Origin of the sequence: Porphyromonas pogonae (assembly GCF_036320655.1) — a bacterium.
In the GTDB taxonomy this organism is placed as follows: Bacteria; Bacteroidota; Bacteroidia; order Bacteroidales; family Porphyromonadaceae; genus Porphyromonas; species Porphyromonas pogonae.
Genome location: NZ_CP143258.1, coordinates 2,755,676 through 2,775,880 on the forward strand (window position 1 = coordinate 2,755,676; position 20,205 = coordinate 2,775,880).

The window sequence follows — 20,205 nt, forward strand, 5'->3', positions numbered from 1 at the left end:
AGAGCATACCACTATGTTCAGATGAGGTGTATGTCCCTGTTATTTTTTTTAACCCAGTAATTATTTTGTAATGAAAAAGATTGTCTTTATGGCCGTGGCTGCTTTATCTCTTGCAGTAGCCGGGTGTGGCTCCAGAAAAGCCAAAACCCTGCCGGCATACGACGAAGGGATCAATATTATCCCCTTACCCAAAGAACTAGTACAAAAAAACGATGGTGCTTTCGAAATGAATGGCAGCACATCAATCATTGCAGATGGAGATGAAGCTAATACCATAGCAGAGTTTTTTGGCAGTAAAATGCGTAAATCTACAGGCTACAGCCTTAAGATTTCAAAAGGAAACGCTGCTCAGAGCAATGCTTTACTCCTGAAGATAGACCCTTCGCTCCAAATGAATGACGAAGGATACACACTGCATAGCGACAAAAAAGGGGTACAAATCACGGGTAAGACTGCTCACGGACTCTTCTACGGTATGCAAACGCTGTTGCAATTGCTCCCCGCTGAGATTGAAAGCCCTAAGACAATCAATACTGTCCCCTGGAATATACCGGCTGTAGAGATCAAAGACGAACCGGCCTTCCGCTACAGAGGTATGATGTTGGATGTGTGCCGCCACTTCCTTTCGGTAGAGGATGTAAAGCGCCAGATCGACATCATGGCAATGTTCAAAATCAACTATTTCCACTGGCACCTTACTGAAGATCAAGCCTGGAGAATAGAGATCAAAAAATATCCCAAGCTCACTGAAGTAGGCTCCAAAAGAATTGAAGGCGATGGTACCGAATACGGTGGTTTTTACACACAAGAGCAGATCAAAGATGTAGTGAAGTATGCATCAGACCGCTTCATCACGGTAGTACCGGAGATAGAGCTCCCCGGACATGCCATGGCAGCACTCTCGGCATACCCTGAGCTGGCGTGCTTCCCACGTGACTTCAAGCCTCGTATCATCTGGGGTGTGGAGCAAGACGTATACTGTGCAGGCAAAGAGAGCGTATTCGAGTTTCTGGAAAATGTAATCGACGAGGTAGCTCCTCTATTCCCCGGTAAATACTTCCATATCGGAGGTGATGAGTGCCCCAAAGATCGCTGGAAAGTGTGCCCGCTGTGCCAAAAAAGGATGAAAGAGAACGGACTCAAGAACGAACACGAACTACAAAGTTATTTCGTACAACGCATAGAGAAAGTAGTAGAAAAACACGGCAAGAAAATGATTGGCTGGGACGAAATCCTTGAAGGAGGCTTGGCTCCCTCTGCCATAGTGATGAGCTGGACCGGTGAAGAAGGAGGAATCAAAGCTGCTAAGATGGATCACGAAGTAATCATGACTCCAGGTGGTGGCGGTTTATATATCGACCACTATCAGGGTGATCCTAAAATCGAGCCTGTAGGCATTGGCGGCTATGACTTACTCGAAAAGACTTACGGCTACTACCCTATCCCCAAAGAATTGCCGGAAGACAAACATAAGTATGTACTTGGATCGCAATGCAACGTATGGTCTGAATACTTGTATCAACCTGAAATTATGGAGTACCGTGCATATCCACGCGAAATAGCATTGAGCGAAGCTGTGTGGACACCCAAAGATAAAAAAGACTTCAAAGATTTTTGTCGCCGTATCAACAATGCTTATGTAAGACTCGATATGCACGAGGTGAACTATCACATTCCTCTACCCGAGCAACCCAATGGCTCCTGCGATTATGTTGCTTTTACAGATTCTACCAAGCTTACATTACAGACAACCCGACCGATCAAGATTGTTTACACAACAGACGGAAGTGATCCTAAACCTGAATCTCAGGTATACGAATCACCTATACCCGTAAGCCAAACAACAACATTCAAAGTAGCCTCTGTATTGCCCTCAGGTAAGATGAGCACAATACGTACCATAGAAGTAGTAAAAGAAACTCCAAGTGAAGCCACACCGGTAGAGAATGCCAAGCCGGGTCTTATCACCAATACTACATATGGCGAATATCAGGAAGCTGCCGACCTATCCAAAGCAACCTCATGGAACAAAGGTGAGATAAAATCACTGGATCAGTTGATCGGCGAAACTATCAAAAACAGCATAGACGAAGTAAAACGCAAAGCTGTAGTAGCTGAAGGGTTCATAAACATTCCCGCTGACGGCGTGTACTATTTCTCGACAAACAACAACGAGTTCTGGATAGATGGCGAAAAGCTCATTGACAATGCAGGAGAGGTAAAGAAATACTCGCGCAAAGACAAAAGTAGAGCTCTCAAAGCTGGCTTACACCCAATCAAAGTGGTATGGGTAGGAGCGATATACGGTGGCTGGCCTACTTACTGGAATAGCGGAGATGTAGAGACACGTGCCGAAAAAGACAAAGAGTTTAAGAAAGTAGCTGCAGATATGCTTTTTCACCAATAAAATGAAATAGAGAAATAGATTAGTATCACACGATACTATACTCCTCCATAAGCTGCAAGGAATATACAATCATTGTATATCGTCCTTGCAGCTTTGTTGTATAGGTGCTATTACAGAAGTCATATCCTTTGAGACCGTTGCATAGCAGGCAAATTGCTTCGTTGCTTGCGAGATTCGCGCTTGGTCATTTACCTGAAGTAAACTCCCTGCGCACTCACTCTTAGCGCCTTGCACTTTACCCTCTCTGCCCGGTCAAAGTGTCTTTTGTCGGCTTTGCCTCCAAAATCCATGAGACTGTTGACTTTTGCAACAGTCTCCCTTTGACAAGGGCAGGGGGGAGAATTAGTGAGATTAAAAAATAAGGTACCTACTAATAGTAATAAGTATCATAATAATAAGAACTCTACCGCTCCATAAAAAATAACATCACTGAAAATGTTGAAAAGACAATTATCTTTGATTTTCGAACCAAACGAATAAAGACACATACTATGATATTGAAAATTGATGATGAGATAGAATTGAAACAATTAGAGCAATCGGATGCAAAAGATATGTTTTACTTGATTGATTCCCAAAGAGAGTATTTAGGAAAATGGTTGCCATTTGTAGAATATACAAAAGAGGTTTCGGATACAGAGAGCTTCGTTAATTCTGTAATCAGTGCTCCTAAAGACCGTTTCGAGTATGTTTTTACAATAAGGAAAAAAGATGAGGTTATAGGCTTAATCGGATTTAAGGATACTGATAAACAGAATAAAAAGACGGAAATAGGATATTGGCTTTCCCAATCACAACAAAAACAGGGAATTATGACAAGATCGGTAAAAATCCTTTGTGAGTTTGCTTTCAGTGATTTGGATCTCAACAGAATTCAAATAAAATGTGCAGTTGGAAACAGGCCAAGCATAAATATTCCCCAAAAACTAGGTTTTACATTTGAAGGAGTCGAAAGGGATGGGGAGTTACTTACTGGAGATATATTCACTGATTTGGAAATCTACAGCAAGCTAAAATCGGACGATAATGAAGACTGATGATAATTTTATAGAAACAAACAGAACCAGTTGGAATCAGCGGACTCAGGAGCATTTTGATTCCGATTTTTATGATGTAAAAGGTTTTCTGAATGGAAAATCTTCACTGAACCCGATTGAAATAGATTTGCTCAAAGATATAAAGAACAAAAAGATTTTGCATTTGCAGTGTCATTTCGGAATGGATTCTATTTCTATTTCTCGAATGGGTGCAAAGGTTGTCGGTGTGGATTTATCAGATGAAGCCATTGCCATAGCTAAATTTCTAGCAAAAGAGATGCAAAGTGATGCCCAATTTATTTGTTGCAATATTTTCGATTTACCCAATCATCTGAACGATACTTTCGACATCGTTTTTACCAGTTATGGTGTCATTAACTGGTATCCTGATCTTAACCAATGGGGAGACTTAATTAACCGCTATATGAAAGTCGGAGGAAAATTCATCATGGTAGAGTTTCATCCGGTTTTATGGATGTTTGATACACAGTTTGAAAAGATCGAATCTGCTTATTCCTGTGAAGAACAGTATTTAACTATTTCCGAGACATACACCAATGCGAGCGAAAAAGGAACATACAAAGAGGTAACGTGGAATCACGGATTATCGAAAGTGTTTCAAGCTCTATTACAAAATAAGTTACAGATAGTTGATTTTGTAGAGTATGATTATTCTCCCTTCAATTTATTTGGAAATATGATCGAAAAGGATGGCGAATTCCAAGTGAAAGGTAAAGAGGGATTAATTCCGATTCTATTCTCAGTGGTTGCCGAAAAAATAAAAAACATGAGTAGTCTTTTGTAATATACAACATCAATGAAAAGGAATCGGACTATACCAAACTCATCCATATGATATCCACTATACGCAAAGCTGTTTGTTCATCATCATCTGCAGAGAAGAGGTATCACTTTCGTTCTGTCAAAAGAAACTGAGCATAGTGTAGAAGGGAAATCTTTGTCCAATACTATCGCAAATATGACAGAATCACACTTTGAACTGTAATATAAAGAAGCCGTTTGCTCAAAAGCAAACGGCTTAAGGGAGATATTTGATTTACTTAGATTATTAGAAACGGAATGCAGCTCCTGCACTCACATTGGAAACTCCGTAACCAAGCTCTACGAATGCACCTACATTGGGTGAAAACATATAGCGACCACCTACATGGATACCCCATGCAAACTCACCATCATCACCTTTGTAGCCACTATTGTAGCTGTACAGTCTGTAACCCATGAGAAGGCTGGCATATGTATCCAACTTGGGAACAAACTGATAGTGCAATGAAAGTTGAGGTGCTACAACAAAACTGCTGTATTCGATACGACTTTTGGCAAACTCGGGGATGTATCCCAAATCATATTTATACTTGGCATATCCTGTATAGAAACCAAGACCAAGACTACCCTGACCGGTACTGAACATATTATCAACAATGCCAAATTCATAGGAAGCAGACAATGGGGGGATTACGATGGACGAATTGCTTTCTGTACCGAAACCAATACCTACATTGACCATGCTTGTTCCTTTGTGAAAAATACTCTGAGCGTTTCCTAAAGTTGCAAAGCCTAAAACTGCAACTATTGTAAGTAAAATCTTCTTCATGACTTGTTATTTATTAATTGTTATATAACCTCATACTACTACAACTGTAAACAGTTTTTAATAATATATCAGCTATTGTCTTTGCAAACATACATAAATAACCTTTATTCACAAAATTTCAGAGAATAAAATTTAAAAAATCATAATTTCCCAATCACTTTCTCTCTTCTACGGGTACGTCTTTTGAGTTGCTTAATCTCTTCTTGCAGGCGATTGATCCTCAAATCTTGATTTTTAATAGTCTCCAACAATGAATTAAGTTCTTCGTTTTCGATGCTACTGGGGTACATGCCTTCGACCCTGAAAAGAAAGTCGCTGAGCACATTCATAAAATTGTTGAAGGCATCATAAGGCGACATATAGGGGCTGAAGGGATTGTGCCCCCCATTGAGCGTATTCATGTAAAAGAGATGATCGGAACTTTGGAGATATACCCAGTCCTGAAGCAACGAACGATCCTGAATGATACGTATGCGTTCGCCCCATTCCTTGAATTTGGTGATAACGCCCCGCTGGAGTACATTGCCCACCCACGGATTACTATTCTTCTCCTCACCCATCCATGATATAGGATCTATGACAGACAACTGATCTACGGCATGATGTTTATTGACGAGTTCGGATGGGGTGGCAAATCCTACACCACACTTGGCCGCCTGATCCGGCAATGCTCTGAAAAAGTCAAAGATACCGGACTCTGCTCTATTTATAACACCTATAGCCTCGTAGCTCATGAAGAGATTGACAAACTCCTCGCCCTCGCGCAATTGATTGATTTTGGCTAAGAGCTTCTCTGTGGTAAGAGGATAATCGGGCGAATCATACCGTGAAAAGGCCGATGTGATGAGGTCAGACATCCCACTATTGCGCAGCAACAATGAGAAGTTGTTAATCCCGGCAGCATTGTACAGGTAATTGGGGCTTTTCCAGCCCAATATATGTTTGGCACCTTCAGTAATCATGCCTTTGTAGCCCATAGCTTTTACCTGGGCTCCTATCTCATCGGAGTAAAACAGCTCTGTATTGCGAAACACAGTAGGCTCTACATCGAAAAGCTCGTTGATCTTATTGCGATGCATCTGTACTTGTGCCTTGAACTCTACAGGATCATATAGTGAAGCCACTGAGTGTGCATAGGTCTCGGAGAGTATCTCTACCCTACCGGTGCGCACAAGCTCCTTAAAACTTTCGAGAAGTTCAGGATTGTAGTACTCCATTTGTTCTATGGCTATACCTGACATGGAGTAGGTGACCTTGAACTCCGGATATTTCTTGATAAGATCCAGCATCATCAGATTGGCAGGGATATAGCACCTCTTGGCTATATCATGGAAGATATCCTCGTTTCTAAAATCGTCATAATAATAATGGTCGTTGCCGATATCGAAAAAGCGATATCTCTTGAGCCTATACGGCTGATGCAACTGAAAGTACAGACATATCTTTTTCATCTGCCTAAAACTTTATTGTATATATTTCTTACTTTTTGACCGGCTGCCTCCCAGGTGATATTATTCACTTCTTTGAGGCCTTCCTCTTGGAGAAAGCGGTGCATCTCAGGATAAGTCACTATAGCATACATGGCATCTGCCATGGAATCTACATCCCAATAATCTACCTTAACTGCATAATCGAGAATCTCGGCGCAGCCTGATTGGTAGGATATGATGGAGGGCACCCCACACTGCATGGCCTCGAGCGGAGAGATACCAAAAGGCTCCGACACAGAGGGCATAACGTACACATCACTGGCTTTGTACACCTCGTATACCTGATTGCCTTTCATGAAGCCTGTGAAATGGAACCTATCCGCAATTCTTTTTTGAGCTACTAGGCGTATCATCTGATCCATCATGTCTCCGCTTCCAGCCATCACAAAGCGTACGTTTTTGGTACGTTCTAGCACTTTGGCAGCAGCCTCTACAAAGAATTCAGGCCCTTTCTGCATGGTGATACGTCCGAGGAAAGTGATAATCTTGTCTGTAACACCTTTCTTATTGGGTAGGTTGAGTATCGATTGCGGCAGTGGGGTCACAGCATTGTGTACAGTGGTCACCTTAGCGGGATCCTGATGATACTTGTCTATGACCGTACGACGTGTGAGGTCACTCACAGTGATAATGTGATCAGCCCTATCCATACCATCCTTTTCAATTGCATAGACAGAAGGGTTGACATTGCCACGGCTTCGATCGAAATCAGTAGCATGTACATGGATAACCAGAGGCTTGCCTGTGACCGTCTTGGCATGTATACCGGCAGGATAAGTGAGCCAGTCATGCGAGTGGATAATATCGAAATCCAATGCACGGGCTATAACACCGGCAACTATGGAGTAGTTGTTGATCTCCTCTAGAAGATTGTCAGGGTATTTGCCGGAAAACTCCAAGCATCCCAAACGATCTGTATTACGATAAGAAAAGTCAGCGTAAATGTGATCCCTGAGTCGGTAATACATCTCGGGAGACATCTTTCCATCGAGGTCTTTCTTGACCATATCATAGTCGACATCTCTATATACTATGGGAGTATTGCCGGCTCCAATGATGTTGAGAAACGATTTGTCTTCATCTCCAAAAGGCTTGGGGATAACAAAAGTAATCTCCATATCGGGTTGCATTGACATCCCTTGTGAAAGACCATAGCTGGCAGTACCCAATCCGCCAAGGATATGTGGAGGGAACTCCCACCCGAACATCAATGCTTTCATACGTACTTTATAATAGGATTAAATGTTCTTGCTTCTTTTTTGACATTCTCTATCAGACTGATAGAGCGTAATATCTCTGCCACGCTCATGGCAAATGATATGGCACCTCTGCCTTTGTAAGGCGGATTGCCATCGAATAGCTCGGATAATGTGCCTATGCCGTGCATATGCAACTCCTCTTCCATCCCGATAAGCAGTCTCTCCACATAGGATACACCACCCTTACCATAGATCTTGAGGTATCCTTCGATATATGCGCCCAACAGCCAAGGCCATACCGAGCCATTGTAATAACTAAGCTCACGCTGATACTGTGTGCCACAGCAGTACGGTGTAAAACCTTCACTCTTGGGGCTCAGTGAGCGTAAACCTTTGGGGGTGCGCAACTCACGAGTTACAATTTCCATGACGGAGCGTTGCTGATGCTTGGTCAATGGAGAGTAATCGAACGAAACGGCAAATATCATATTGGGTCTTACACTCCAATCTTGTATGCTGTCTTCTTTGACATAATCAAACAAATAATTGTATTGATTGAGGAAGACGGGGCAGAAGTGAGTGTTGATATTATCGATGGTTTCTAAAACTCGAGCATCTTGCTCATCAGGAAGTAACTCTTTGTAAAACATCAGAGCATTGTACCACAAACAATTGAGCTCTACGAGATAGCCCTCTCGCTTCACCACTGCATGATTGTCTATCTTGGCATCCATCCATGTATGCGGGAGTTCATCTCCGCATGTATATAACAGCCCGTTGTTCATCACACGGGTATTAGGATGGATATTGGAAAAATAATATTCTAAAACCTCTCTGATATATGTAGCATATGTTCGGCGCACCTCTTCTACACCTGCATACTTGGCATACTGCTGTATAGACCATATGGACCATAGCGGTACGTCAGGGTCATTGATGTGTGTAACAAGAGATGTGATAGCATCCTGATGCATATAATCCCTTATCAGGGGCATAAAAGTAGACATCACTTTGGTAAACCGCTCGGGATAATTGGCATGAATAGTAACACCGGGCAGCGCCACCATCATATCACGTGCTCTGACACCAAACCATGGATAACCCGCCATGATGAAAGCGTCATCCTTGGCAGGGCGGTAATAGAACTGCCGAGAAACATTGATGAGACAATTCTTGAAGTTGGAGCGGGGAATACGTGATTCGTATTCCTCCCTGTAATGGAAGCGTAACTCGGAGGGCTCTATCTGCTCCAAGCTTGCAGAGAGGTAAACCGGCTCGCCCTTGGTAATATTTACCTCGAAATATCCGGGCACATACAGATCCTCGACATACTCGTATCCCCGTTCACGCTCTTTTACATACTCGAGACCTTCATACCAATAAGGTTCTGAATGGAACCGTATCTTTCCCGTTCCTTGCAGATGCAAGTGTGGATAGTTATCGTACAGTCTTACCTTTATCCCCCCGGGAATCTCCTCGTAGGACTCATCAATATCGCTATTCTTATGTGTAAGCAGCTTTACATCCCTAAAAGCCAGAAACGGTCTTAGCTGTAACTTGGTAGGGCTGTGAGCTTCCAATAAGGTATACTTGAGGATAACTTGATGTGCAAACCGATTGAAAAGGGTCTCCATCTTGAGTAACACTCCTCCTACCCGATACAGCATCTGCGAAGAGACTTCCATATCGAATTCCTTCATATACTTATGCCCCTGAGGGCTGATAACTCCGCCTTGGTATTGGTGCACTCCGAGATTGAAAGATGTATCGTGCTGAATAACGGTAATATCCATAGACGACAGCAACACATGGTGGTGCGGGCTGATATGAGGCAAAGGGACGACCAATAAACCATGATATTTCCTGGTATTGCACCCAACTATGGACGAATTGCTATAGGCTCCTAAGCGGTTGGTGCGTAGGTTTTCCAACTGCATAGATTCATCAAGATTGGTCAATAACTTTCTATCGAATTTAAGATACGCCATAAAAAAACATTAGTATATGATTAACTTTTGTTAAAGTTACGCTTATTTTTCTAATAAAGTATCTCATTACATCCATATTTAGAGTACGGATTATTGCTTAAGTTAAACTGCAGATATAGGCATACTGATCATCAGACTTATAAGGAAATCTCTCCACAACTCTTTGTAGATCTAATACCCAAAGTAGTAAACTAAGAAAAGAGCCGATGCACATTCATTGTGCATCGGCTCTTTCATAATTGGCAAAGGGATATTGCTAGCTTATTTTGTAATTGCTTTCTTATCCGCTTCTGTCTTGGAAGACTTCATTACAACTTCGATCTTCACATTTTGCTTGAGTATGTCAGCAACAAAGGCCTTAATGTCATTGGGAGTAATAGCTTTCAACTCCCTATCCCAATTGGTATAATAGTCACGTCCTTTATAGAAGAAAGAACCCATCTGGCTCAACCAATAACTATTCTCACGCAAAGACTCGGCATGTTTCTTCTCCATGTTGAGGATTGCTTTCTCAAAATGTTCTTTAGAAGGACCTTCCTTGGCTATTTTCTCCAATTCACGATAAACAATCTTGTTGAGATAATCAGCCTTCTCAGGAGCACATTGGAATGCAACCTGTAAGGCAGCTCTGTTTTCAGGGTACTCGCTTATATTTCCCTCGGTAGAGACTCCATAACTACCGCCCTCGCTTTCACGTATGGTAGCCGTGTACACCTGATCAAGAATTGCTGTAAGGATAGACATCCTAAAGAGATTATTTTGGTTGAAAACAGACTTAGCTGTCAAACAGTCGAATACGATAGCCATGGGTGTATCAAGGTTCTTGGTATACTCATTCTTATAAGGTGTAAAGCGGATAACAGGCACCTTAGCATAAGCAGGTTTATCTACCTTTTTGGTTGAGGGCAATGAAGCAATGTAACGCTCTATAAGCGGCTTCAATGTAGCCTCATCAAAGCTTCCTACAATAAAGAACATAAAATCACCGGCATTGGCAAAGCGCTCTTGGTACATCTTCATAATACGGTCATAGCTGATATTTTTAAAATCAGATTCTTTCAGAGGCATTGTAAGCTGATTATTGCCAAACATAGCTTTGCTGATAGAGTCACCCAATGAAGACATAGGATTTTGCTCCTGATTTTTGAGTTTCTCAATTGTTTTTTGCCTGAAGGCCTCAAAAGCTTCCTTATCAATTCTTTTGTCCGTAAAGTTGAGATATAATAATTGCAGCATGGTTTCCACATCATCTTTGGAGGATGCTCCTGATACATCTTCTGTGAGATTGCCTAAAGAGGTCGATGCGACAGCTGTGCGACCTGTAAGGACTTTGCCAAGCTGATTAACATCGAATTTACCAAGACCTCCAAGATTGATCACACTATTGAACACCTTGAGGTTGTAGTAGTCACTCTCAGGGAAGAGGAGTGATCCGCCGGGAGCGGTACCGTTGAGCATAATTTCATTCTCTTTAAAATCAGTCTTCTTCAGATAAACTTTAGCTCCATTACTAAGAATCCATTCAGTAGTTCCATACTTCTGATCTTTTTTTTCAGAAATCACTTTGCCTGCTACAGGCTGCTTGTCAAGAAGTTTCTCCTCAGAAAGAGTCTCTTTGTATGCTTCCACTTTATTTTTGCGCTCGGCAATGACCATATCGCTCAATTCCTTTTCAGTAGGATACTTTATAGAATCTTTTTTAGGGCCTGTAAGTATAATTACCATATTCTCGTCACCCAACAATGTCTTCATATTAGAGTTAATATCACTAACTTTAATATTGGGAGCGATGCTATTATAGAGATTGTACTCCATCTCTATACCGGGGATTACGCCACCTTGAGTAAAATATTCTTTGTAGTCTTCTGCATAGTTGTTACTCTCATTATTGTTACGATCTTTATAAGCATCCTCAATTCCTTTTAAGAGATTTTTACGAGCTCTGTCATATTCGCTAGCTGTAAAACCATGCTGGCGAATACGCTCTATCTCTGCCACAAGGGCCTTTAGAGCTGTTTTATACTGCCCTTCTTTGGCTGTAGCATCAAAGGATATAGCATCTTTGGTAGTACATACCCACATATAGTTACCCATGGTTGCACTCGCTTGAAGGAACGGAGCATTGGGTTTCCTCACGATCTCGGCAAAACGCTCTGCTATCATCTGAGAAACTACGCTCTTCATGTAATTTTCAAGCAAACCATATATCGACCCCTTGATCTCACGAGAGAGAGGATCAGTCTTGAATACGACAGACAAATTGGTAGAAGTAGCTTCCGGGTCTGTAGCGATAGCTACGATGGGTTCCTTGTTATCAGCCACCTTGATGTATTCACGCGTAGCAGGATTTACAGGTGCAGGTACATCTTTGAAAATTTCTTTGATTTTATTCTCTACATAATCAACATCGACATCCCCTACAATAATAAGCCCTTGCAGGTCGGGACGATACCATTTTTTATAGTAATCGCGTAGCTCCTTGTACTTAAAGTGATCCACGACATCCATACTTCCGATAGGCATACGATCTCCATAGCGGTTGCCTGGGAAGACTTTGCGAAATACCTCCTCTATCATACGCTGGTTGGCACTATTGCGAGAGCGCCATTCCTCATGTATTACTCCACGCTCATTATCAATTTCCTTATCTTCCAAAGCAATATTATTACTCCAATCATGAAGGATGAGTAAGCAAGAGTCTATGACTCCTTTGCGCACAGTAGGAGCTCCCATGATGGTGTAGACTGTTTCATCGAATCCTGTATATGCATTGAGGTTTTCACCGAATTTTACACCTATGGATTCAAGGTAACTGATAAGATTCTTTCCCGGGAAATTTTTTGTCCCGTTAAAAGCCATATGCTCCAAAAAGTGAGCAAGTCCACTTTGAGCGTCCAGCTCCAAAATAGACCCCACACGCTGAGCAATGTAAAATTCTGCCCGATCTTTGGGTTTTTCATTATGGCGAATAAAATAAGTCAATCCATTGGGCAATTTACCCATCCTCACAGCCGGATCAATAGGCAGCATTTGGACTTCAGACTGCTGCTGTGGCTGATTCTGAGCTATCGCCCCGCATGTAAGGGACAATAATAGTATTGCCCCTGTTAAGATTCGAGTCAGTTTCATTTTATAATTTGTTATTAATTGGAATTACTATGGTATCTCCGGATTTATGCTTGCAAATATATTATTTATTATTACATTAGACATCAATTTCACTTCCGTTTTGATATATTTGTGAAAAATCTATAAGAAAATATTCTTAAAGCATGAAAAAAATAACGATTGAGTCCTTTTTTGATCACTTTAATTTCAACGTGAAGGATCTCCAAAAGAGCCTCGACTGGTACCGTGAGGCACTAGGGCTTCATGAAGTAAAGCGCAAAGAAGCACCTGACGGATCCTATATTTTAGTATATTTGGGTGATAACAAAGGAGGCTTTCGTCTTGAACTTACTTGGTTGCGCGATTGGGATAGGCCATACAACCTGGGCGACAATGAGTATCACCTATGTATGAGAGTCGCGGGAGACTATGATGAAGTCAGAGCCTATCACAAAGCTATGAATTGCGTGTGTTTTGAGAACGAAAAGATGGGACTTTATTTCATTTCTGATCCTGATGGATACTGGATAGAAATATTACCTGTCAAATAGCAGTCAAGTATCATAAACAACACGTCTATACAAGCTTACAAACACTCTCAAAAGATTGGGTTTAGATAATAACACCTCTATCTTTTTTTTATATCTTTGTAAAACAACCACCCTATTTAATTGATTGATTGTTAATCCAACCACAAATATTATATTAAAAATGAAAGCAGAAGACCACAAAACACGCATCGAAAGTGACCTTATTGGTGACAGAGAGATCTCAAATGACAAACTATACGGAGTACAAACACTCAGAGGTATTGAAAATTTTGAGATCAGTAACTTTCATCTCATGGACTATCCTCTTTTTATCAAAGGACTGGCCATGACAAAGGAATCGGCAGCTATTGCGAATCATCGCTTAGGTCTGCTTAGTGACGAACAGAAGAATGCTATCGTCGAGGCTTGTCATGAAATCATTCAAGGCAAACACCACGACCAGTTCCCTATCGACATGATACAAGGCGGAGCAGGTACTACGACAAATATGAATGCCAACGAAGTAATCTGCAACCGAGCTTTACAACTAATGAATCATCAGCCGGGAGAGTTCCAATTCTTATCGCCCAACGATCATGTAAATTGCTCACAGTCTACCAATGATGCATACCCCACAGCTATACATCTGGGACTTTACGGCACACATCTCGAATTCCGCAAACACCTGATCTTACTCATCGACTCCCTCAAACAAAAGGGTAAGGAGTTTGCACATGTACTCAAAATGGGACGCACACAGCTACAAGATGCCGTACCCATGACTCTGGGCCAAACCTTCACAGGCTTTGCTTCTATATTGGAGATAGAACTTGCCAACCTCGACTTCTCAGCCAACGAATTCTTATCAGTAAACATGGGTGCTACGGCTATAGGTACAGGTATCTGTGCCGAGCCCAACTATGCTCCGTACTGCATAGAGGCCATGAGAGATGTTACGGGATGGAACATCAAGCTGGCAGCTGATCTTGTAGGTGCTACCAGCGACACCTCAGGTATGGTAGGCTACAGCTCTGCACTGAAGAGAATAGCCATCAAAGTAAATAAGATTTGCAATGATATCAGATTGCTATCTTCGGGACCAAGATGCGGGCTCAATGAATTTAATATCCCGGCAGTACAACCCGGATCATCTATCATGCCCGGTAAGGTAAACCCCGTAATCCCTGAAGTGATGAACCAAATCTGCTACAAGGTAATGGGTAATGACCTCACCGTATCACTCGCGGGCGATGCTGCACAGATGGAACTCAATGCTATGGAGCCCATCATGGCTCAATGTTGCTTTGAATCGGCCAATATACTTACCAACGGTTTTGAAACCCTTCGCACCAAATGTATCGAAGGCATCACAGCCAATGAAGATGTGTGTCGCAACTACATCAAACAAAGCATTGGCATTGTAACGGCTCTGAATCCTATCATCGGATATAAGAACTCTACCAAAATAGCTAAAGAAGCTATGCAAACAGGCAAGGGTGTATATGATCTTGTATTGGAGCACGGTATACTCGAAAAAGAAGAGCTTGATACCATACTCTCTCCCGAAAACATGATCCGCCCTGTGAAGCTGAACATCAAACCTAAAAAATAAATCTTTGCGGCAAAAAGAAGTCTTTGGGATCTTTATGCCAAAAATAGAGAAATTCATATTCGGCTCATCGGATCATGAAATATCTCGAGAAGCGGGCTCATGCCCGCTTCTTGCATTTACAGACACAGCAAAACCCAATCCATGAGCAAAATAACGGGATATAACAAAATAAGTATCGCACGCTTTTCCTCATTACCATACACCTCCACAAGTGTGTAAAAACTGACACATGCTCAACAATACAAAATATCAAAAAGACACATAATACCCCATTACGCTACCAAAAAGAACGCAAATAAATCGAATAGAAGACACTTAGACGAGCAACATAAACTGTTTAGGTCATTATAATCTCAGTCCCTACTTTCATAACAGTGCTATGGATTCGTTGTAGTTAAGATATGATGATGTTTTAACTAAAACACACTCGAGTCGTAGTTAAGATAATACCGTATTTTAGTTAAAACATCATCATATCTTAACTAAGACAAAAGGGCTTTTGCGTACTAAAAATAATAAAGCCGTAAAGAGGTGCAGGTACCCTCTTTACGGCTTTATTGTTATTTCCGAGTGTATTTTTCTACATTTTGACAATTTGACATTTTCCCGTCTTGAGTAATTTTTGACAGAATGTAAGCCACAAGCCCCACATATGCCTGTAAGGATTGTTGGTAAATATGTTTTTATCCATATCCGTTTCAATTATGCTGTTTGTATAGGTTCTCATCTTCATGGTATAAAAAGTTATTATCATGGAAACAAAGATACAACATCATACCCCCCTTTGTCAAGAGCCGGCGCAAGATTTTTGTCTTATCGCTATGCTGAAGGGGATATATGAAGCAGGATCTATGCTGCACGCCCTGTGACTCTGAAATATCTATCAGGGAGTAACAGCATCTAATAATCAGCACAAAGATTTGCAATGAGCAAACATTCTATAACATCCTTTAAAATATTTTTCATAATTTAGTCTTCACAATCATATTAAATGCATATCAAAAAACGGTAATTATATGAACAAAAAGATACAACTCTTTCTGAGCACACTGGCTCTATCTCTGCTCATCGTGGCTTGTGGTGTAGTGCCTATCACCGGCAGAAGGCAAGTAAAACTTTTGCCTGATCAGGAGATTTTACAGTCAAGCAACTTACAGTATCATCAGTTTATCAGGGAGGCTCCACTAAGCAGAGACTCACGAGTACAAACAAGAGTGAGACGTGTGGGGGAACGTATAGCCAATGCTACCATGCAGTACTTGCACGACAATAACATGCAAGAGATGGCAAAGCAAATGAAATGGGAATTCAATGTTGTAAACAGTGATCAGATCAATGCCTTCTGTATGCCGGGGGGAAAAATCGTTGTTTATACAGGGATACTCAATATGGTATCATCTGATGACGAACTAGCCACGATAATCAGTCACGAAGTAAGCCATGCCGTTGCCAACCACTCCAATGAGCGCATCTCTCAGGAAATGCTGCGTCGCATGGGAGGCCAAGCACTGGGAGTAGCTGTAAGTGGACAATCACGTATGTTACAAACAACTATAGGCCAAGCCTATGGATTGGGGTCACAGCTTCTCGTGACTCTGCCTTACAGCCGCACTCAGGAATACGAAGCTGATAAGATAGGTATGGTATTTATGGGTATGGCGGGATATAACCCCCAAGCAGCGATCACCCTATGGCAGAAAATGGCAGCAAGGGGCAAGGGGAGCCCTGCTGAGTTTATGAGTACACACCCCAGTGATGGGAACAGGGTAAAAGCTTTGCAAGAATTCCTACCGCAAGCGATGAAATACTACGGGGGAGAGCAAAGTAAAACATCCGTAAAAGCACCCTCCGGCAACAAAACACAAAACTACAAGACCTCCGAGAAGTGGCATTTCTGACACACAGCTTGGAGATAAAAAAGCAAAGGCTTGCAACAAATAATGTTGCAAGCCTTTATTCATTTCGCTCAAGTGTAAACGGTAATGACATCAATCGGCGAGATCGAAGTCGAGTTGCTTACGCACCAGATTAGCTTGGGCTACTCTTACCGTAACGGCATCTCCCAGATTATATTTGTGATGATATTTCCTTCCGATAAGGCAATAGTTCTTATCGTCATACTCATAGAAATCATCGTCAAGACATCTGATAGGAACCAAACCCTCACATTTGCTCTGATTGAGCTCTACATAGATACCCCACTCAGTAACGCCGGATATAACACCATCGAACACTTTACCCACACGCTCACTCATATACTCCACTTGCTTGTACTTGATGGAAGCACGCTCAGCATTGGCTGCGAGTTGTTCCATAGCAGAGGAGTGCTCGCATCTTTCTTCGTATTCCGATTTATCCGCAGATTTTTTCTTATCTATCATGTAGCGGGTAAGCAGACGGTGTACCATCAAGTCGGGATAACGTCTGATAGGAGAGGTAAAATGGGTATAGAAATCGAAAGCCAAACCATAGTGCCCCAGATTGTCCGTTGAGTAGATAGCCTTGGCCATAGAGCGTATGGCTATGGTCTCGATGAGATTCTCTTCGGGTTTTCCCTGCACTTTATCAAGAAGCTTATTGATGCTTTTGCCTATCTCTACGTTACTACCTTCTGTCTTGAGTTTATATCCAAATTTGCGTATAAACTCGGACAGAGTAGAGAGTTTATCGGGATCGGGTTGGTCATGCACTCTGTATACAAAGGTTTTGCCTTCGTCTCCCTTGCCTTTCTTGTCCTTCCCTACATGTGCCGCTACCGTTTTGTTGGCAAGCAACATAAACTCCTCAATGAGTTTATTGGCCTCCTTACTTTCCTTTATGATAATGCCTGTAGGCCTTCCCTTGTCATCGATCTCAAATTTGACTTCTTGCCGCTCGAAGGCAATAGCACCTTTGTCAAATCGTCGTGTACGGAGCTTCTGTGCCAAATCATTCATCTTCAAAATGGCTTCGGAGCACTCGCCCTCACCCTGCTCTATGATTTGCTGAGCTTCTTCGTAAGTAAAACGCCTATCACTCTCAATCACTGTGCGTACGATGTGATAGTCGAGTACATCGGCATCTTCATTCATCTTGAATATACAACTGTAAGCATACTTCTCTTCATTGGGGCGAAGTGAGCATAGTTCATTACACAGCCTCTCAGGAAGCATAGGTATAGTGCGATCGACCAAATAAATACTGGTAGCCCTTTTATAGGCTTCGCGATCAATAATATCTCCCTCTTTGACAAAATGACTTACATCGGCAATATGCACTCCGATTTCATAATTATTGTCCGGAAGTACACGATAGGACAAAGCATCGTCAAAGTCCTTAGCATCTTTGGGGTCAATGGTAAAGGTAAGCACCTTGCGAAAGTCTTCTCTCACGGCAAGTTCCTCTGGGGATATCTCAGCCGAGAGTTTATCGGCAGCTTCTTCGACTTCCTTGGGATATGTATAAGGGAGTCCGTATTCCACAAGAATAGCATTCATCTCTACATCATTGTTGCCCGATTGCCCCAGCACATCTACAACTTCGCCGATAGGGTTCTTGGCATTTTCAGGCCATTCCTTGATTCGCACCACTACCTTATCATTGTTCTTGGCATTTAGGAGACAGTCCTTGGGAATAAATATGTCATGCGACAAATCTTTACTCTCGGTGATGAGAAATGCAAACTCCTTGTTGAGTTGAAGACGTCCGATAAAGATTGACTCCTTACGCTCCAGTATTTCTATTACTTCACCTTCCTGCTCACGACCTTTACGCTTGGCATAAAGTTGAACGCGCACTCTATCGCCCTCCAACGCATGCCCCGCATTGACTTCCGATATCAATATACTCTCCGATCCATCGTCAGGGATGACTACGTGATGTCCACTGTATCTGCGGTCGAATATACCTTCTATAATTACACTCTTATTATTGTATTTATATCTACCGGGTTCTATCTCCTGCAAAACACCGGTTTGTGCCAGATCATTCATCAGACCTACCACAACTTCTTTTTGGGTCAATTTATCTTGCCCCAAAGCCCTACTCACTTGTTTGTAGTTTAGCAGTTTGTCAGGATTATGCTCGAAAGCCACCACAATAGCTCCACGCAGGTCAGAGTCTTTCATTCCTTTGGCTCTACGTGCAGCCCTGTTACTTTTCGATGGCTGTGCTTTCTTCTTGTTATTAGCCTTCGGCATCATTTTATTTTTTCTACTCATATCTTCTCAGATTAGTTTCCACGGGTTATAACCGTATATATCTCTTTTTTATAATATCTAAATTTAACAAATAATTATCGATAATACCTCCGATGAATGAAAATCGCTTATGCGATAATAAACATGGTTGTAAACCGAAAAAAATGGAAATAAAGGATGGAGCATATGGAAATCAAGCCGAAAATAACGTGAGAAGAGTTACTTTCGGCTTGGTTATCATGATCAGGAGATAAATTTACAAATCTCCCGAAATATTATTCTCTTCTTCTGATTCCGGTGGTATTACCAGCTTATAGCCCTTACCGTGAACATTCTTGATAGCAATGTTAGGATCGTCCTTAAGCAATTTTCTCAACTTAGTAACATATACGTCCATGCTACGTGCATTGAAGTAATTGTCATCGACCCAAATAGTTTTAAGAGCGTAATTTCTTTCCAAGGTTTGATTGGCATGAGTACAAAGCAAGATCAGCAATTCACTTTCCTTCGTTGTAAGCTTGATAGTCTTATCTCCCAACGAAAGAGTTTGGTTGAGAGTGTCGAATGTGTACATACCTATCCTATAATAAGCCTGCTGATCTTCTTTGCGACCATTGATACGGCGCATGATAGCCTCCACGCGAAGCAATAGCTCTTCCATACTGAAAGGCTTGGACATATAGTCGTCTGCTCCGGCTCTGAACCCTTCCAGAACATCCTCTTTCATTCCTCTTGCAGTAAGGAAAATAATAGGAACTTTAGGGTCAATATTACGTATTTCTTTAGCAAGCGTAAATCCGTCCATCTTAGGCATCATCACGTCCAAGATACAGAGGTCGTACTGATTGTGGGGAAATCCTTCGAACCCCTGCTCTCCATCGGGGAAAAGATCGACAATAAAATTTTTGGTTTCTAAAAACTCTTTGAGCAATAGTCCCAAACTATCATCATCTTCACAGAAAAAAATTCTTATTTGCTCATCCATTTTTTTTATATCTGTTATTAGTTGATTTGCTTTACATTTTTACACACAAAACCTTTAAA

General features: G+C 41.7%; 13 protein-coding genes. 6 read left to right on the forward strand and 7 right to left on the reverse strand.

Annotated elements, in window-relative coordinates; translation table 11 throughout:
- Positions 1-70: 70 nt before the first annotated feature.
- From VYJ22_RS11010 to VYJ22_RS11020, 3 genes are all read left to right on the forward strand, one after another.
- A complete protein-coding gene (locus VYJ22_RS11010; RefSeq protein ID WP_329904116.1) occupies positions 71-2,407 on the forward strand; it encodes a family 20 glycosylhydrolase in 2,337 nt (778 codons plus the stop codon).
- 491 nt (positions 2,408-2,898) lie between these two features.
- On the forward strand, positions 2,899-3,444 hold the full coding sequence (locus VYJ22_RS11015; protein WP_329904117.1) for a GNAT family N-acetyltransferase: 546 nt from the start codon (positions 2,899-2,901) through the stop codon (positions 3,442-3,444).
- Entirely contained in the window at positions 3,434-4,249 is an 816-nt protein-coding gene (locus VYJ22_RS11020; RefSeq protein WP_329904118.1) for a class I SAM-dependent methyltransferase, read from the forward strand. The genes VYJ22_RS11015 and VYJ22_RS11020 overlap by 11 nt, the downstream gene beginning before the upstream one ends.
- Positions 4,250-4,513: 264 nt before the next feature.
- On the opposite strand, the gene VYJ22_RS11025 is transcribed toward VYJ22_RS11020, so the two are convergent.
- From VYJ22_RS11025 to VYJ22_RS11045, 5 genes are all read right to left on the reverse strand, one after another.
- Positions 4,514-5,056 (reverse strand): hypothetical protein, encoded by a 543-nt coding sequence (locus tag VYJ22_RS11025; protein ID WP_329904119.1) that lies wholly within the window; start codon positions 5,054-5,056, stop codon positions 4,514-4,516.
- A 140-nt stretch (positions 5,057-5,196) separates the two neighbouring features.
- Entirely contained in the window at positions 5,197-6,507 is a 1,311-nt protein-coding gene (locus tag VYJ22_RS11030; protein WP_329904121.1) for a glycoside hydrolase family 57 protein, read from the reverse strand.
- Positions 6,504-7,766, reverse strand: coding sequence for a glycosyltransferase (locus VYJ22_RS11035; protein ID WP_329904122.1), 1,263 nt, complete (start codon positions 7,764-7,766; stop codon positions 6,504-6,506). The genes VYJ22_RS11030 and VYJ22_RS11035 overlap by 4 nt, the downstream gene beginning before the upstream one ends.
- Positions 7,763-9,733 carry a glycogen debranching enzyme N-terminal domain-containing protein gene (locus VYJ22_RS11040; RefSeq protein ID WP_329904123.1) on the reverse strand — a complete coding sequence of 657 codons (1,971 nt, stop codon included), beginning with the start codon at positions 9,731-9,733 and terminating at the stop codon, positions 7,763-7,765. The genes VYJ22_RS11035 and VYJ22_RS11040 overlap by 4 nt, the downstream gene beginning before the upstream one ends.
- A 261-nt stretch (positions 9,734-9,994) precedes the next feature.
- Entirely contained in the window at positions 9,995-12,862 is a 2,868-nt protein-coding gene (locus VYJ22_RS11045) for a M16 family metallopeptidase (protein ID WP_329904124.1), read from the reverse strand.
- Positions 12,863-13,005: 143 nt separating this feature from the next.
- On the opposite strand from VYJ22_RS11045, the gene VYJ22_RS11050 reads away from it, so the two are divergent.
- The 3 genes from VYJ22_RS11050 (at position 13,006) to VYJ22_RS11060 (ending at position 16,881) form a co-directional block, all read left to right on the forward strand.
- The gene (locus tag VYJ22_RS11050; RefSeq protein ID WP_407988997.1) at positions 13,006-13,392 is read left to right on the forward strand and encodes a VOC family protein; all 387 of its coding nucleotides are present in this window, start codon (positions 13,006-13,008) and stop codon (positions 13,390-13,392) included.
- A gap of 160 nt (positions 13,393-13,552) precedes the next feature.
- On the forward strand, positions 13,553-14,983 hold the full coding sequence (locus VYJ22_RS11055) for an aspartate ammonia-lyase (RefSeq protein ID WP_329904125.1): 1,431 nt from the start codon (positions 13,553-13,555) through the stop codon (positions 14,981-14,983).
- Between the two features lie 1,016 nt (positions 14,984-15,999).
- A complete protein-coding gene (locus VYJ22_RS11060; protein WP_329904127.1) occupies positions 16,000-16,881 on the forward strand; it encodes a M48 family metallopeptidase in 882 nt (293 codons plus the stop codon).
- Between the two features lie 90 nt (positions 16,882-16,971).
- On the opposite strand, the gene rnr is transcribed toward VYJ22_RS11060, so the two are convergent.
- Together rnr and rprY are read right to left on the reverse strand one after the other, a co-directional pair.
- Positions 16,972-19,182 carry a ribonuclease R gene (gene rnr / locus VYJ22_RS11065; protein ID WP_329904128.1) on the reverse strand — a complete coding sequence of 737 codons (2,211 nt, stop codon included), beginning with the start codon at positions 19,180-19,182 and terminating at the stop codon, positions 16,972-16,974.
- Positions 19,183-19,417: 235 nt separating this feature from the next.
- Complete coding sequence (gene rprY / locus VYJ22_RS11070; protein ID WP_329904130.1) at positions 19,418-20,146, reverse strand: response regulator transcription factor RprY; 729 nt, start codon at positions 20,144-20,146, stop codon at positions 19,418-19,420.
- Between the last annotated feature and the right edge of the window lie 59 nt (positions 20,147-20,205).

Excerpts from the sequence above, each read along its gene's own strand:
- VYJ22_RS11040 (WP_329904123.1), bottom strand. The coding sequence starts at position 9,733 with ATGGCGTATCTTAAATTCGATAGAAAGTTATTGACCAATCTTGATGAA.
- VYJ22_RS11055 (WP_329904125.1), top strand. The coding sequence starts at position 13,553 with ATGAAAGCAGAAGACCACAAAACACGCATCGAAAGTGACCTTATTGGT.
- VYJ22_RS11010 (WP_329904116.1), top strand. The coding sequence starts at position 71 with ATGAAAAAGATTGTCTTTATGGCCGTGGCTGCTTTATCTCTTGCAGTA.
- VYJ22_RS11060 (WP_329904127.1), top strand. The coding sequence starts at position 16,000 with ATGAACAAAAAGATACAACTCTTTCTGAGCACACTGGCTCTATCTCTG.
- VYJ22_RS11015 (WP_329904117.1), top strand. The coding sequence starts at position 2,899 with ATGATATTGAAAATTGATGATGAGATAGAATTGAAACAATTAGAGCAA.
- rprY (WP_329904130.1), bottom strand. The coding sequence starts at position 20,146 with ATGGATGAGCAAATAAGAATTTTTTTCTGTGAAGATGATGATAGTTTG.
- rnr (WP_329904128.1), bottom strand. The coding sequence starts at position 19,182 with ATGAGTAGAAAAAATAAAATGATGCCGAAGGCTAATAACAAGAAGAAA.
- VYJ22_RS11020 (WP_329904118.1), top strand. The coding sequence starts at position 3,434 with ATGAAGACTGATGATAATTTTATAGAAACAAACAGAACCAGTTGGAAT.
- VYJ22_RS11035 (WP_329904122.1), bottom strand. The coding sequence starts at position 7,766 with ATGAAAGCATTGATGTTCGGGTGGGAGTTCCCTCCACATATCCTTGGC.
- VYJ22_RS11030 (WP_329904121.1), bottom strand. The coding sequence starts at position 6,507 with ATGAAAAAGATATGTCTGTACTTTCAGTTGCATCAGCCGTATAGGCTC.
- VYJ22_RS11025 (WP_329904119.1), bottom strand. The coding sequence starts at position 5,056 with ATGAAGAAGATTTTACTTACAATAGTTGCAGTTTTAGGCTTTGCAACT.
- VYJ22_RS11045 (WP_329904124.1), bottom strand. The coding sequence starts at position 12,862 with ATGAAACTGACTCGAATCTTAACAGGGGCAATACTATTATTGTCCCTT.
- VYJ22_RS11050 (WP_407988997.1), top strand. The coding sequence starts at position 13,006 with ATGAAAAAAATAACGATTGAGTCCTTTTTTGATCACTTTAATTTCAAC.